Raw genomic sequence first — 14,096 nt, forward strand, 5'->3', positions numbered from 1 at the left:
CGAAAAATGTGACCTTCGGCAATACTGAACCCGTCAGTGAGTCACGTCACTCTTGAGTACGAAACGGAACTTGAGTTCATTGTGGTCACCACGTCCCCTCCGTATCCGCAGCCTCGCCGGGCAGGTTCTGCTCCTTCAGCTCGCCGTCGTGGCGGTGGTGCTGCTGGCGGTCGCCGCGGTGTCGGTGCACCAGTCGACCGTCGGATTCCGCGACCTGCAGGGTCAGCGGATGATCGCGGTCGCCGAGAACGTGGCCTCGACGCCCGTGGTGCGGGAACTGCTGTCCGCACCGTCCGCCGGCACGGTTCTCGCGCCCGAAGTGGACCGCGCCGTGAACCTGTCCGGGGCGACGCTCGCCGAGATCGTGACCGCCGACGGCACGGTCCTCGTGTCGTCGGACCCGACCCGGCTCGGCGCGGCTGCGGAACTCGGGGCCAGCGACGTGGCAAGCGGCCGGGCCTGGTCCGGTGACGTGGTCGTCGACGGCCGTCGGGCCATCGCGGGACACGTCCCGATCCTGTCGCCGGCCGGGTCCGTGCTCGCGATCGTGGCGGTGAGCGACGACTACCCGTCCCTGTGGGACCTCCTCAGCAGCGCCGGAGCCCGGTTGCTGCTGTATCTCGGCATCGGCGCCGGGCTCGGGCTCCTCGGCTCGTGGCTGTTGTCGCGACGGATCAAGACCCACACCCGGGGGCTCGAGATCGCCGAGATCGCCAACCTCGCCGACCACCGCGAGGCGCTGCTGCACAACATCCGCGAGGGCGTGGTGGCGGTGAACACCGAGGGCGTCATCACCGTTCTCAACGACAGCGCACAGGAGCTGCTCGACCTCACCGCGGACGCCGTCGGCCGCCGCGTCGACGACGTCGACCTCGAACCCGCGGTCCGTCAGTACCTGCTCAGCGGGGACGACAGCGGCGACGTCGTGCTGTCGACGGCGTCCCGGGTGCTGGCGCTCAGTCGCCGGACCGCGACGAGCCGGGGACAGCGGATCGGCACCGTCACCACGATGCGCGACAGCACCGAGCTGGCGTCGCTGCAGAGCCAGCTGTCGTCGCACAAGAGTGTCACCGACACCCTCCGGGCCCAGACCCACGAATTCGCCAATCAGCTCCACACCATCTCGGGGCTCACCCAACTCGGCGACTACGACGCCGTCACCGACTTCGTCGGAACTCTCACCAGGCGCCGAGCGGAAATCAGTGACGCTGTGACGCAGCGTATTTCCGACCCCGCCGTGGCCGCCCTGCTCATCGCGAAGACATCGCTCGCCGCGGAGACCGGAGTGACCCTGGTCCTCGAGCCCGATTCGCGCCTGCGGGCCCTCGACCCCGAACTCGCCACCGACGTCATCACCGTCCTCGGCAATCTCGTCGACAACGCCGTCGACGTGTCGCAGGGCGGGCGGGACGCGCGGATCTCCGTCCGCATCACCGACTCCGACGGCATCACGGTCGAGGTCGCCGATTCGGGTCCCGGCGTGCCCGATTCCCTGCGGGAGGAGATCTTCGCCCGGGGCGTCACGTCCAAACCCGACACGCCCGGGGGACGCGGGGTCGGACTGGCGCTGGTGCGACTGGTCAGCGCCCAGCACGGCGGATCGGCTACCGTCTCCGATGCCCCGGTCACCGGCGGCGCCTTGTTCACCGTCCACATCCCGCGCAGTAAGGATGGCTGACCATGCACGACCGTCCAGGATCGGACGAGGCGGCGACGCACAAGGTCGTCGTCGTGGACGACGACTTCATGGTCGCGGAGATCCACCGTCGATTCGTGGACCGGACAAAGGGATTCACCACGGTTGCGGTGGCACACAGCGGCGCGGAGGCGCTCGACGCCGCGCGGACCACCGCACCCGACCTCCTCCTGCTCGACGTCTACCTGCCCGACATGTCGGGACTCGACGTCCTTCAGCGGCTGCGCGCCGAGGGCGACGCCGTCGCCGTCATCATGATCACCGCCGCCCGGGAGATCGATACCGTCGGTCGCGCCCTGCACGGCGGAGCGACCGACTACCTGGTCAAGCCGTTCGAGTACGCGCAGCTCCGGGAGAAGCTCGAGCACTTCCGGCGCCGAGCGCACGAGCTCGCGACCCAGACGAGCGCCGACCAGACGTTCATCGACTCCCTGTTCGGTGCCGGCGGCAAGGCCGCCGAACCCGTACGGCTGCCGAAGGGACTGAGCGCCGAAACCGGCCGGCTGATCCTCGACACGGTCCGCGCCCGCGGCGAACTGTCCGCCACCGAGTGCGCGGAGCTGGCCGGGTTGTCGCGGGTGAGCGTGCGCCGCTACCTCGAGCACTACCTGGACGCAGGCCTGCTCGAACTGCGTCTCGAATACGGCGGCACCGGCCGGCCGGTCCGCCGCTACCGGCCCGCCGGGCACTGACCCCGGGCCGCATCCCGTGAGTGTTCCGCGGGTTGCAGGTGCACGACGGAGCGGTAGAACGCGAGGTGCGCGGCCGCCGCGTCGTCCCAGGTGTGGGCCGCGGCGAGCGCCCGCCCCCGGTGTGTCCGCGCGGCGTCGGGCGGCTCGGTGAGGGCGCCGGCCATCCCCCGGTGCGTCGACGCGAACCGGACGGTGTCGCCGAACACCTCGCGCAGCACCGGCAGATCCCGCGCCACCACGGGCACTCCGGCGGCCAGGGCCTCCATCGCGGCGAGCCCGAAGCCCTCCTTCGTGGACAGGAACGCGAACACCGACGCCTGCGCGACCAACGCCGGCAGCGCGTCCTCGGCCACCGTCCCCAGGATCGTCGGATCCACGTCCAGTTCCGTGCAGCGACGGTCGAATTCGGCTCGGTACGGCCGGTAGTCGAACAACGTCTCGCCGCCGGCGAACACCAGCCGCATCCCGGGCCGCTCACGGCGCAGCAGGGCGAACGCCTCCACCAGATCGATGCTGCCCTTGCGGGGCTCGATGCCACCGACGGCCAGCACGTACTCCCCCAGCTGCGCCCGCCACCGGGCCCGCGCCGCCCTGTCGTGCTCGGCGCGCGAGAAGCGGTGCGCGTCGACGCCGTTGGCGATGACCGTGGGCGTGAAACCCCAGCCCGCGCGGACCTCCTCGGCGACCGCACGCGAGACGCAGATCCGCGCATACGGTTCGGCGACGGCCCGTTCGTGACAGGCGGCGAGCTGCGGCGTGGTGAACCGGTCGAGGTGGTGGATCGTGCGGATGCACCGGTTTCCGACGGCGTTGGCGCTGATGCAGTCCTGCGCGTGCACCACGTCGTACCTGCCGGGGGTGAACGCCGCGCCGAGCGCGGCGATCGAACGCATGATGCGCTCCCCGACCCCCTCCCCCTCCACCCCGGCGAACGGGACGACGCGCACCCGCACGGCCGGGTCGACGGCGCGGAAGAACCCGTCGTCGCCGCCGCGCCCGAGCGTCCACACGGCGACGTCGTGGCCCGTCCGGGCCAGGGCCTCGGCAAGATTGAGGGTGTGGACGACACCGCCGCGCGGCTTGGTGGAGTACGTGAGCAGAGCGATCCTCACCCGATGTCCCCCTTCTCGTCGAGCAGTCCCCGATAGGTGTCCACGCGCCGCTCGGCCAGGTGGTGCAGCACCCGGCGGGCCCGTTCCACCTCGACCTCGACGTCGATGTCGACGACGGCGAGCCCGCCCTTGGTGCCCGTGCGGGCGAGCACCTCGCCACCCGGGCCGACGATCTTCGCCTGCCCGAGGAAGCGCATGCCGCCCTGCATCCCGGTCTGATTGGACGAGACGAGCACGACCTGGTTCTCGGCGGCGCGGGCCGCGTCGTACAGGTCGAACAGCCGGGACTGCCGGTCCTGCGGCAGCCGGGCCGCCCGGTCGGTGACGCTCGCGGGCCACGCCGACAGCGCGGCGACGATCCGTGCGCCGTCCAGCGCCAGCGTGCGGGCGGACTCGGGGAACGTCTTGTCGTAGTCGATCAGCATCCCCATGCGGCCCACCGGGGTGTCGAAGGCCTCGAACCGGTCGCCCGGCGCGTAGGCGAGGAATTCCCCGGCCGGCTGGTGCACCTTGCGGTGGGTGCCGAGAATCCCGTCGCCGGTGACGCAGGCGGCGGCGTTGTACCGCAGATCCCCGTCCCGTTCGGTGTAGCCGACGCACACGGTCATCTCGCCCGCCATCCGGGCGAGCGCGTCGAGTTCGGGTCCGTCCCGCCACAGTGCGGGCGGCAGGTCGTCCGGGTCGGGCCGGCGCAGGTCCGAGATGTACCCGCCGAGGCACGCGTCGGGCAGCACCAGCAGCTCGATGCGGTCCCGTCGCGCGGACTCGATCAGGGTCTCCAGTTTGAGCAGGGCCCGCGGCACGTCGCGTCCGAAGTGACCGGCCAGGGCGGCGATGCGCGTCATGCGGCGCCCGTCAGGCCGGGGCGCCGATCGAGGCCCGCAGTCCGGCCTCGAGCTCGATCCGGTCCGCGAGGTGTTCGGCGTCGCGCGCGATTCCGGCGAACCGTCCCGATCCCCACGTGTGCAGCCAGGGCAGGCCCAGGAAGTACAGGCCGGGCACCGAGGTCACGCCCCGATTGTGGCACGGCAGACCGGCACCGTCGAAGACCCCGGCGTGCAGCCAGCGGTAGTTCGTCCGGAATCCGATCGACCAGATCACCGAGCCGATCCCGGCGGTGTCCAGGTCCAGGCCGGTGGGTTCCTCGGCGGGTCGCCACACCGGGACGTACCGCTCCTCCGGCGGGGCGTCGATGCCCTCCCGCGCGATGTGGTCGTCGATCATGTCCTTGATGCTCTCGGCCACGGCGTCGGCCGCGTCGAGCGACGCGCCGAGGGTGGGCGCCACACGCAGCACTCCGTCGTCCACACCGAGCAGCCTGCCGTAGAGGCGCATCCCCTCGAGGGCGAAGGACCGCAGGTCGATGTCGCGACCGCCGTCGCGGCCCGTGACGTAGTGATTGGTGTTCTCCCGTTTGGCGGTTCCGCCGGGGTGTTCGGCGATGGGCACGTCATAGGTGCCCATGTCGTGCAGCCAGGCCACGCAGTCCCGCCCGCGGTAGAACCGCGCCACCCGCGGTGCGCTCCCGGTCACCAGGTGGACCTGCCGGCCGGCGAGCATGAGGTCCTCGGCGATCTGCGCGCCGGACTGCCCGTTGCCGACCACCAGCACCGCACCGTCCGGCAGCGCGGACGCCGACCTGTACCGCGAGGAGTGCAGCTGGGTGAGGTGCGCGGGCAGCTTCTCCGCGTACCGCGGCACCACGGGCTCGTGGTAGCCGCCGGTGGCGACGACGACCTGCCGCGCCCGGATCGGGCCTGCGGTGGTCTGCACATCGAAGCCGCCGCCGGCCGCCTGCGTCACCGACGTGACCGCGACGCCCTCGCGCACCGGCGGGTGGAAGGTGCCGGCGTAGCCGCGGACGAACGCGTACGTCTCGTCGCGGGTCATGAACCCGTCCGGATCGTCGCCGCGGTAGCTGTAGCCGGGCAGGTTGCATTGCCAGTTGGGGGTGACGAGGGTGAAGTTGTCCCACCGGCTGTCGCGCCACTCGTGGGCGATGCCGTCCCGTTCGAGCACCACATGGTCGATGCCCCGCTGCACGAGGTGCCAGCTGACGGACAGACCGGCCTGGCCCCCGCCCACGACGACGACGTCACGGTTCTCGATCATCGGACTGTTCCTTCCGGTCGGTGGGCTGCGCCGGCGCCGCCCGGCGCGGCGTCGACGGTGGGCGGATCCAGGGCCAGCACCCGCACGACGGCATCGGGTTCGTAACGACCGGCCGCCGCCTCGATCTCCGCGAGCGTCGCGGCCGCGGAGGTGCAGTACATGCCGAACTTGGCGCGCACGCGTTCGCTCGCCTCGGTGAGGGCCAGGCGAGTGCGGTCGACGAAGTCCCGGACGGCGTACTCCGCGCCCGCGGTCAGATGGTCGTGCATCACCAGGGACGGCGAGTAGTACTCGCCGGCGCGGCCGTCGGGCCACCGCACCGTGTAGGTCATTTCAGGCATGGGCCGGCACCCCTGCCCCGCGGAGGGACGCCGGCCGCTGCTCGCGGCTCAGCTGCGTCCCGGTCACCAGGTTGGGGGCCACCACGTCGCCGTAGACCTCGGGCCGCCGGTCCCGCAGGTTGTACATGCCGCCGCCGCGGATCGCGTCGAGTTCGGCGCGCACGTCGAGCCGGGCGGACGCGAGGCCGGGGTCGGTGCCGGTGGTCGCCAGGATCTCCCCACCCGGCCCGACGATCTTGGCGCTGCACACGAACCGCAGCGACCCGAAGGTGCCGGCCTGGTTGGACGCCACCCACACCACCTGGTTCTCGGTGGCCCGGGCCCGGTCGTAGATGTCGAAGCGCTGCGTCCACCGATCGTCCGCGAGAGCGGCGGCCTGCGCGGTCCGGGCCGTCGGCCAGGCGGACAGCGACGTGACGATCTCCGCGCCGTCGAGCGCCAGGGCGCGGGCCGCCTCGGGGAACGCCTTGTCGTAGCAGATCTGCATGCCCATCCGGCCGATCGGCGTGTCGAACGCCGCGTAGCGGTCGCCGGCGTCGTAGCAGAGGTTCTCGCCCAGCGGCTGGTGCACCTTGCGGTAGGAGCCGAGGATGCCGTCGCCGTGCAGCGTCACGGCCGCGTTGTAGCGGGTCGGCCCGTCGGCTTCGCAGAAGCCCAGGGTCACCACGAGGTCGCCGGCGAGGTCCACGACCCGCCGCAGTTCCGGTCCGTCGAGTGCGAGCGCCGGCGGCAGCGCGCGCAGGCGCCGCTCCCGCGCCGCCTCGCTCTCGTCGCCACCGCCGAGGCTCGGCAGGTACCCGCCGAGGCACGCTTCGGGCAGCACCAGCAGGTCGCTGCCGCGGGCGCGGGCCTGGTCGATCAGTGCCGCGATCGTCGCGTAGGACTGCTCCATGTCGCGGCCGAATTCCGCCGCCGCGACCGAGATTCCGATCTCGCTCATGCTCTTCCCAATCCTGTGACGGTGCCGTGCACCGCGTTCGTGATCATGCCGTCGGGCCAGCGCAGGCCGACCCCCGGTCGTGTGGTCAGTTCCCCGCACACCGCGGACACGGCCGGTCCGCTCGGCGGCGTGGGGCGTCCGGGCCGGTCCGCGGTCACCATCGCGAAGCCCGGGAAGCACGCCATCCAGTCGCCCATCGTCGGGCCCGCCGGCCGGGGAATCCTCGCGACGTCGAGGACGGCGCCGACGCCGCTCGCTTCGGCCAGCATCCCGACGGTGCCGGCGAGTCCGGCCATGCTCACGTCCTTGGCCGCCGCCGGCCGCGCGCGGCGGACGAAGGACCCGAGCAGCGCGAGCTCCTCGGACGTGCACGTCGAGGTGGAATCCCATTGCTGTCCGGTGTATCCCGGTCGCCACCGGCCGCGCAGGTCCACGGTGAGGCGGAGGTCGTGGCCCGCGGAGCCACCGCCCGCCGGGATCGGCTCGGCCGCCGCGCCGAGCGCGGTGACCGACAGCGCGGCGGGGACGCCGAGCTGGGTGTGGCCACCGAGGATCGGCACGTTCCACATCCGGCCGGCGTGCGCCAGCCCGCGGAGCACGCGGGTGAGCACCGAGCGGTTGGGGGCGCCGACGGCGTCGAGCATCCCGACCGGCGTCGCACCCATCGCGGACAGGTCGTTGAGGTTGACCAGGGCCGCGCACCAGCCCGCCCACTCGGGATCGCGCTGGACCATCGCCGGCACGATCGCGTCGCACGCCGCGACGAGGTCGCTGCCGGGGACGGGCGCACCGTCGTCGCCACGAAACCCGTTGCCACCGAGCCCGTCCGGATCCCGGTCCAACGGCGCCAAGACCTGCGCCAGGACCGATTTCGTGGACCGGACGAGCCGTTCGATGCGGTCGAGCGGCCACTGCATCAGCACATGCGGGGCACCGGCGACGACGACGTCGTCCCGGCGGACCCAACCGAGTCGGGTGAACATCGGCTCGTTGGGTGCCTGCACGGTCGCGTCGAAGCGCAGCACGCCGTGGGACTCGGCGTACGCGCAGGCCGCGCGGACGAGGGCCCGGCCGATGCCGCCGCCGTGGCGGCTGCGGCTGTCGACGACCAGGCGGCTGCCGGTCCACCAGCCGAGGTCCACGCCGTCGGTGGCCGGGGCGAGCCGCACCCCGCCGAGGACGGCGCCGTCGGGTGCGGCAGCGACCAGGACGACGGTGCGGGGATCGTCGTCGAGGTCGTCCCGGTCGCTGCCCGCGAACAGTCCCTGCTCGAGCACGAACGTCTCGCGGCGCAGCCGGTGGTAGGCGGCCACGTCGCCGGCGTGGGCCGCCGCGCGCACGAGGAAGCCGGGCGGCGGCGCCGGTGCGGGACCGGCGAGCACCGCGGGGTCGAACAGTTCGGTGGTCCGGGAACCGGATTCGGATGTCATGTCAGCCTCCCGCGTTCTGCAGCACGCTGCACGCGCCGCACGCGGCGCATCCGGCCTTCTGGTCGGAGCCGGCCATGCCCGCCGCCCGCAGCTGCGCGGCGACGCGCCGGGTGACGTCCTCGAGCAGCGTCGCGTCGGGGGCCGTCGCCCCGTCGACGTCGACGGCGAGGGTGCCGGCGAGGGGTCGGAACGGCACCACGAACGGGTAGACCCCCATCGCGATGAGTTCGGCTGCACCGGCGACGAGTTCGTCGGCGTCCTCGCCGAGTCCGACGAGCAGGTAGGTGGAGACCTGGTTGCGCCCGAAGACGCGCACGGCCTCGGCCCACGCCGCCCGGTACTCGGCGAGCGGAACCGTCGCCTTGCCCGGCATCCAGCGCCGGCGCACGCCGTCGTCGAGGGATTCGACGTGGATGCCGATCGAGTCGGCGCCCGCCCGGCGCAGATCGGTGAGGGTGGCGAGATCGCCGGGCGGTTCGCACTGCACCTGGACGGCGAGGTGCGGCACGGCCGCCTTGACCGCGCGCACGCAGCGGGCCAGGTGGCGGGCGCCCCGGTCCGTCCCGGCGGAGGTGCCCGTGGTCATGATCATCTGGGTGACCCCGTCGAGGCGGACCGCGGCCGCGGCGACCTCGGCGAGCTGCTCGGGACGTTTGACCGCGACCGTCGAACCCGCCGCCAGCGACGCCTCGATCGAGCAGAAGCGGCAGCGCTGGTCGGGGTCGTACCGGATACAGGTCTGCACCACGGTGGTGGCCAGGACGTCGGCGCCGTGCAGGCGGGCGATCTTCTCGTAGGAGACGCCGTCCGCGGTCTGCAGGTCGTAGAACCTGGGCCGGCGCACCGGCTCGACGTCGAGGCCCGTGTCCGTTCCGTCCAGCAGCAGCCGGGTGCCGTCCACCGTGTACGGGCTGTCGGACCGGATCGGGATCGCGCCGCCCACCCCGCCGATCAGGACGTGCCCGTCGTCGCTCGGGCCGGCGCCGGAACGCCTGTGCACCGGCGCCTCGAGGGACCGGATGCCGCGGACGGCCAGGTCGACCCGGGTCGAGAGACCGCTCATGGTGTCACCCTTCAGACCATGTAGGTGGAGTTGATGATGGCGCCCTTGCGGGCGTAGTGGATGATCGCGTCCTGCACGTCCAGGGGGTGGGCGGGAATGGCGCCCTCGATCAGGTCCTCCTCCCGGTGCCCGTGCAGCGCGAGGCCGAACCGGCACACGAAGACCTTGCCGCCCTCCGTGATGAAGGTGGTCAGCGCGTCGTTGATGTTCTGCTCACCCGGGAACCCGTTGTCACCTGTCGTCGGGAAGCCGCGTGTGGCAACGGCATTCATCGCTCCGGTGCCGTAGAAGTAGATGGCCGACTCGAAGCCCTTGCGCAGCGCGCGCGTGGCCTGCAGGACCGCGACGAAGCTCACCGACGACTCGTGGGCGATGCCGTGCACGAGGGTGAAGTAGCACTCGCCGTCCTCGGCCCGATAGTCGGGGAAGATCTTGGTCGAGCCGTAGAGGTTGGTGCCCTTGGGCAGTGCCGGATGGGGGATCTCGGCCAGGGACCTGGCGATGTTGTCGGCAATGGTCTGCTCGATGTCGGTCACTGAGTTCTCCTCGGAGATCGGTGGATTCGGCGGGCGCGCCGGTGATCTCGCCCGGCTGCGGCCTGCAATCAGTAGACGTGCAGTCGATTTCGCGTTGGTCATCCCTGGAACAACGCCGCATTTCGTGGAGCTCACATCGGCCGGAATCCCGTCATCGCCGCGTAACACCGCCGCCGGGAGGGGGCGCGGCAGCGGGTGCGAGGCGACGGCAATGGGCAGGTCACCGGTTGGGTAGCATCGAGACCATGAGCACGGAGGCCCGCCCGCAGTCGGCCGGGGTCGAAGCCGGGTCGGCGAGGGCGACGGACGACCCGCTCGCCCTGGACCGTCAGGTCTGCTTCGCGCTCGCCGTCGCCAACCGGGCGGTGCTCTCGGTGTACCGGCCGGTGCTCGAGCCGCTCGGCCTGACCCACCCGCAGTACCTGGTGATGCTGGCCCTGTGGGGCGACGCCCCGATGTCGGTGAAGGAGATCGGCCGGGCCCTGCAGCTGGACTCCCCCACCCTGTCGCCGTTGCTCAAGCGGCTCGAGTCGACCGGGTTGATCACCCGCACCCGCAGCCCGCTGGACGAGCGGCAACTCGTCGTCGACCTGACCGACGAAGGCCGGGCCCTGCGGGCGCGGGCCGCGACGGTCCCGGAGACGGTCGTCCGCAAGCTCGGCGTGAGCCTGGCCGAGCTGGAGGAACTGCACGACGTGCTCACCCGCATCAACGCCGCGGCGCTGAAGGCCGGCGCGCTGGACCACGACTGAACCGCTCGCACCCCCCACCCCCGTGCGCGGCGGCGTCCACCATGCGGGAAACCCCAGAAGAACAATTACGGAACAGTAACGAACTCTCTCCATCGTCGCATCGACCGGATCCCGCGTGCGCTCTGTGGGTACGCAGGGACGGTTGTCCGAACGAAGGGAAGTGTCGTGAGCACCACCAACGCCGGCCGGAAGGGTGAGCCCCAGGAGGTCCCACCGGGGCATCTACGGCGCGCCATCAGCGCCTCTGCCATGGGGAACTTCACCGAGTGGTTCGACTACGGCGTGTACGCCTACACCGCCACCTACATCGCCGACGCGTTCTTCCCCGACGATCTCGAGTCGGCAACCCTGCTCACCCTCGGCGTCTTCGCCGTGTCCTTCCTCGTCCGTCCCCTCGGCGGGCTGGTGTGGGGCCCCCTCGGCGACCGCCTCGGCCGCCGGCAGGTGCTCGCGCTCACGATCATCCTGATGGGCACCGCGACCGTCCTGCTGGGCGCCGTCCCGTCATACGCGTCCATCGGGTTCTGGGCGCCGCTGCTGCTGGTTCTGCTGCGCATGATCCAGGGCTTCTCGACCGGCGGCGAGTACGGCGGCGCCGCGACGTTCATGGCCGAGTACTCCCCCGACCGCAAGCGCGGGTTCTTCGGCAGCTTCCTGGAGTTCGGCACCCTCGGCGGGTTCTCGTTCGGCGCGCTCATCGTGTTGTTCGTCGACCTGGTCTCCACCGACGCGTTCATGAGCACGTGGGGCTGGCGTCTGCCGTTCTTCGTCGCCGGACCGCTCGCCCTGGTGGGCCTGTACCTGCGGTCCAGGCTCGACGACACCCCGGTGTTCCGGGAACTCGAAGCCGAGGGCGCCGTCGAGCACGACACCGGCACGCAGTTCAAGGACCTGCTCGTGCAGTACCGGCGGCCCATCCTGACCCTGATGGGCCTGGTCGTCGCCCTCAACGTCTGCAACTACACCCTGCTGAGCTACATGCCCACCTACCTCGAGAACCGCATCGGACTGTCGAACACCGCGTCGCTGTTCCTCGTCGTGATCGGCCAGCTCGCGATGATGGCCGTCATCCCGTTCGCGGGCGCCCTGTCCGACCGGATCGGCCGCAAGCCGATGTGGACGATCTCGATGGGCGGCCTGCTGCTCTTCGCGGTTCCCATGTACAAGCTCATGAGCATCAGCTTCGGGTGGGCGATCGTCGCGTTCACCGTCCTCGGTCTGCTGTACGTCCTGCAGCTGTCGACCATCTCGGCGACATTCCCGGCCATGTTCCCCACCCACGTGCGCTTCGCCGGCTTCGCGATCGCCTACAACGTCTCGACGTCGCTGTTCGGCGGGACCGCACCGGCGGTCAACGAGTGGCTGGTGGAACGGACCGGCAACGACCTGGTGCCCGCCTTCTACATGATGGGGGCATGCGTCGTCGGCCTCGTCGCGCTGTACTTCGTGGCAGAGACGGCCGGGGCTTCCCTGCGCGGGCGCGGCATCCCCGGCGTCGACACCGAACCCCACTCGACGGCGCTGTCGAAGGCCTGACATCCGCCGAACACCTTCTCCGGAGGGGTCTTTCGATCGACCCCCCGGGGCCGGGTACGCGACCGCCCCGGCTCAGGTCGACGTTACGGCGCGGGTCATCGCGGCACGTAAAGCGACGTCGCGCGGATCGTTTCGAGACTTGCCCATGCGGTTGCAGACGTAGCCGTAGCCGATCCCGGCATCCGGATCGGCGTAGCCGAAGGAGCCGCCGGCACCGGGCGCGCCGAACGACCGGGGCCCGCCGAAAGACCAGTCGGGACTCGGGCGCATGAAACCGAGGGAGAACCGGATGTCCCCGAGCATGCACGCGTCGTGGAATCCGTTCCGGGGCGGCACCGGCGGGGCCGTCAGTTCGTGCAGCGTGTCCGGGCGCATGCCGAGTTCCGCACCGCCGGTGGCCAGGACGCCGTAGGCGTGCGCCAGGGCGCGTGCCGTGCCCACGCCTCCGCCGGACGGTGCCTCCAGATCGCGTGCGTAGATCGTGTCCGCGTCCATTGCCACGAGCGTTCCCGGGTTGGCGACCAGCGAGCGGTAGAACACCGACCGCTTGTTCAGGAACGCCGGAAACAGCCGCGGCGACAGCTCAGCGAGGTTCAGGAAGGGGTTCCGCATCACCAGCGGGGCAAGTCGGGCGTCGGGAACGGAGGCCGGGAGACGGATGTAGAACTCCAGCCCCAGCGGGGTCGCGATCTCGTCCTGGAAGACCTGCCCCAGCGTGCGGTGCTGCGGGTCGACCCGGCGAACGAGTTCACCCTGATAGAAGCCGAGGCTGATCGCGTGGTAGGCCTGCCGCGCCCCCGGCTCCCACTCCGGTCTCTGGCGAGCCATGATCGCGGCCAGCCGGTCCGGATCGGCGATGACCCCGACATCCACCGGCTCGTCGAAACCGAACAGCCCGGCCTGGTGGGCCAGCAGTTGGCGGACGGTGATCCGTTCCTTGCCGTTCTGCGCGAACTCGGGCCAGTAGGTGCAGACGCGCTCGTCGAAATCGAGCCATCCACGGGAATGGGCCAGCGCGACGGTCATGGCGGCCATCCCCTTCGTGGCGGAGAACACCAGCGTCATGGTGTCCCGTTCCCAGGATTCGCCGGTCGCCTTGTCCCGTACCCCGCCCCACAGATCGACCACCTTCTCGCCGCGGTAGTAGACGCAGCAGGCAGCGCCCAACTCCCCACGGCGGGCGAAGTTCTCGGCGAACGCCTGCCGTACGGCCGCGAAGTCGCCGCGCGCGTATCCGTGAATCCCCGGATGTACGGACTTTCGAGCGGACACGGTCGTCTCCTCTCGCGCGGGCTCGGCACCCGGTTACCGACGGTCCGGCACGGGGCCGCTCACAGCTTGTAGCCGATCGTGCGCAGCAGGGCTTTACGGTCGGCGACGTCGGAACTCGACTCCACGCGGGCAGGCGGCCGCCCGTCGATCATCCCGGCGATCTCCCGGCCGAGTTCCGTCTCGGCGACGATGATCTCGACCGGTCTTGACGGCCGGTCCGACGACGACGTTCGTGTCGTCCGACTCGTCGACCGCCACGATCTGCAACTCCACGACCGCCTCCTCGAACGCCTGCGACTCGCCGGGTCGCCGTCCACAGACAGTCTCCCGCGCCCGGGAGACGAGGGCAATGCAGTCGCCGGCCGGGGCAGGCGCCCATCGGGCACATGTCCGCCGCATCAGGGATGAGGGAGGATGGTGCGGTGACCGATTCCTCCCGTTCCCCGGTGAGCCGGCTCCGCAGGCGCGGACGTTCCGGCCGCGCTGTCGTCCTCGTCGGCTCGCTCGCCTCGGCCCTGACCGTTGGCATCCTGTGGCTGCGGTCGGGCCAGGGCGTCAGCGCGTCGGCGTGGCGTGACGACGAAGTGGGCCCGGACGATCTGGCCGGGTGAGTC

Annotated in this window: 15 protein-coding genes; 5 read left to right on the forward strand and 10 right to left on the reverse strand. The window is 71.3% G+C overall.

From position 1 onward, the window contains the following. Window positions 1–52 precede the first annotated feature (52 nt). Both JYA75_RS27250 and JYA75_RS27255 read left to right on the forward strand, forming a co-directional pair. A complete protein-coding gene (locus JYA75_RS27250) occupies window positions 53–1,678 on the forward strand; it encodes an ATP-binding protein (RefSeq protein WP_065923011.1) in 1,626 nt (541 codons plus the stop codon). 2 nt (window positions 1,679–1,680) lie between these two features. Further along, complete coding sequence (locus JYA75_RS27255) at window positions 1,681–2,388, forward strand: response regulator (RefSeq protein WP_029541286.1); 708 nt, start codon at window positions 1,681–1,683, stop codon at window positions 2,386–2,388. Here the strand turns inward: JYA75_RS27255 and JYA75_RS27260 are convergent. The 8 genes from JYA75_RS27260 to JYA75_RS27295 are packed head-to-tail and all read right to left on the reverse strand — an operon-like array spanning window position 2,367 to window position 9,922. Beyond that, entirely contained in the window at window positions 2,367–3,500 is a 1,134-nt protein-coding gene (locus JYA75_RS27260) for an MSMEG_0565 family glycosyltransferase (RefSeq protein WP_065923012.1), read from the reverse strand. The genes JYA75_RS27255 and JYA75_RS27260 overlap by 22 nt on opposite strands. Continuing rightward, window positions 3,497–4,345 (reverse strand): carbon-nitrogen hydrolase family protein, encoded by an 849-nt coding sequence (locus JYA75_RS27265; protein ID WP_006931879.1) that lies wholly within the window; start codon window positions 4,343–4,345, stop codon window positions 3,497–3,499. Before JYA75_RS27265 ends, JYA75_RS27260 begins: the two co-directional genes overlap by 4 nt. Before the next feature lie 10 nt (window positions 4,346–4,355). Continuing rightward, window positions 4,356–5,612, reverse strand: coding sequence for an MSMEG_0569 family flavin-dependent oxidoreductase (locus JYA75_RS27270; RefSeq protein WP_029541279.1), 1,257 nt, complete (start codon window positions 5,610–5,612; stop codon window positions 4,356–4,358). Then, on the reverse strand, window positions 5,609–5,953 hold the full coding sequence (locus tag JYA75_RS27275) for an MSMEG_0570 family nitrogen starvation response protein (RefSeq protein ID WP_044475640.1): 345 nt from the start codon (window positions 5,951–5,953) through the stop codon (window positions 5,609–5,611). Before JYA75_RS27275 ends, JYA75_RS27270 begins: the two co-directional genes overlap by 4 nt. Then, entirely contained in the window at window positions 5,946–6,893 is a 948-nt protein-coding gene (locus JYA75_RS27280; protein WP_006931873.1) for a carbon-nitrogen hydrolase family protein, read from the reverse strand. The genes JYA75_RS27275 and JYA75_RS27280 overlap by 8 nt, the downstream gene beginning before the upstream one ends. Then, window positions 6,890–8,323: an MSMEG_0567/sll0787 family protein gene (locus JYA75_RS27285; protein ID WP_029541271.1), complete on the reverse strand. Its 1,434-nt coding sequence runs from the start codon at window positions 8,321–8,323 to the stop codon at window positions 6,890–6,892. Before JYA75_RS27285 ends, JYA75_RS27280 begins: the two co-directional genes overlap by 4 nt. A 1-nt stretch (window position 8,324) precedes the next feature. Then, window positions 8,325–9,386 carry an MSMEG_0568 family radical SAM protein gene (locus JYA75_RS27290; RefSeq protein WP_161996376.1) on the reverse strand — a complete coding sequence of 354 codons (1,062 nt, stop codon included), beginning with the start codon at window positions 9,384–9,386 and terminating at the stop codon, window positions 8,325–8,327. Between the two features lie 11 nt (window positions 9,387–9,397). Further along, window positions 9,398–9,922: an MSMEG_0572/Sll0783 family nitrogen starvation response protein gene (locus JYA75_RS27295; RefSeq protein ID WP_006931869.1), complete on the reverse strand. Its 525-nt coding sequence runs from the start codon at window positions 9,920–9,922 to the stop codon at window positions 9,398–9,400. A 245-nt stretch (window positions 9,923–10,167) separates the two neighbouring features. Between JYA75_RS27295 and JYA75_RS27300 the strand changes: the two genes are divergently transcribed. Both JYA75_RS27300 and JYA75_RS27305 read left to right on the forward strand, forming a co-directional pair. Continuing rightward, window positions 10,168–10,674 (forward strand): MarR family transcriptional regulator, encoded by a 507-nt coding sequence (locus JYA75_RS27300; RefSeq protein WP_029541264.1) that lies wholly within the window; start codon window positions 10,168–10,170, stop codon window positions 10,672–10,674. A gap of 249 nt (window positions 10,675–10,923) precedes the next feature. Next, the gene (locus JYA75_RS27305; RefSeq protein WP_202917287.1) at window positions 10,924–12,210 is read left to right on the forward strand and encodes an MFS transporter; all 1,287 of its coding nucleotides are present in this window, start codon (window positions 10,924–10,926) and stop codon (window positions 12,208–12,210) included. A 72-nt stretch (window positions 12,211–12,282) separates the two neighbouring features. Here JYA75_RS27305 and JYA75_RS27310 read toward each other — a convergent pair whose 3' ends face one another. Further along, entirely contained in the window at window positions 12,283–13,482 is a 1,200-nt protein-coding gene (locus tag JYA75_RS27310; RefSeq protein ID WP_161996378.1) for a serine hydrolase domain-containing protein, read from the reverse strand. Window positions 13,483–13,541: 59 nt separating this feature from the next. Further along, complete coding sequence (locus JYA75_RS29165) at window positions 13,542–13,868, reverse strand: adenosine-specific kinase (protein WP_338020987.1); 327 nt, start codon at window positions 13,866–13,868, stop codon at window positions 13,542–13,544. 36 nt (window positions 13,869–13,904) lie between these two features. Between JYA75_RS29165 and JYA75_RS27320 the strand changes: the two genes are divergently transcribed. Next, on the forward strand, window positions 13,905–14,093 hold the full coding sequence (locus JYA75_RS27320; RefSeq protein ID WP_029541253.1) for a hypothetical protein: 189 nt from the start codon (window positions 13,905–13,907) through the stop codon (window positions 14,091–14,093). Window positions 14,094–14,096 lie beyond the last annotated feature (3 nt).

It is taken from the genome of Rhodococcus sp. PSBB066 (genome assembly GCF_017068255.1).
In the GTDB taxonomy this organism is placed as follows: Bacteria; Actinomycetota; Actinomycetes; order Mycobacteriales; family Mycobacteriaceae; genus Rhodococcus; species Rhodococcus aetherivorans.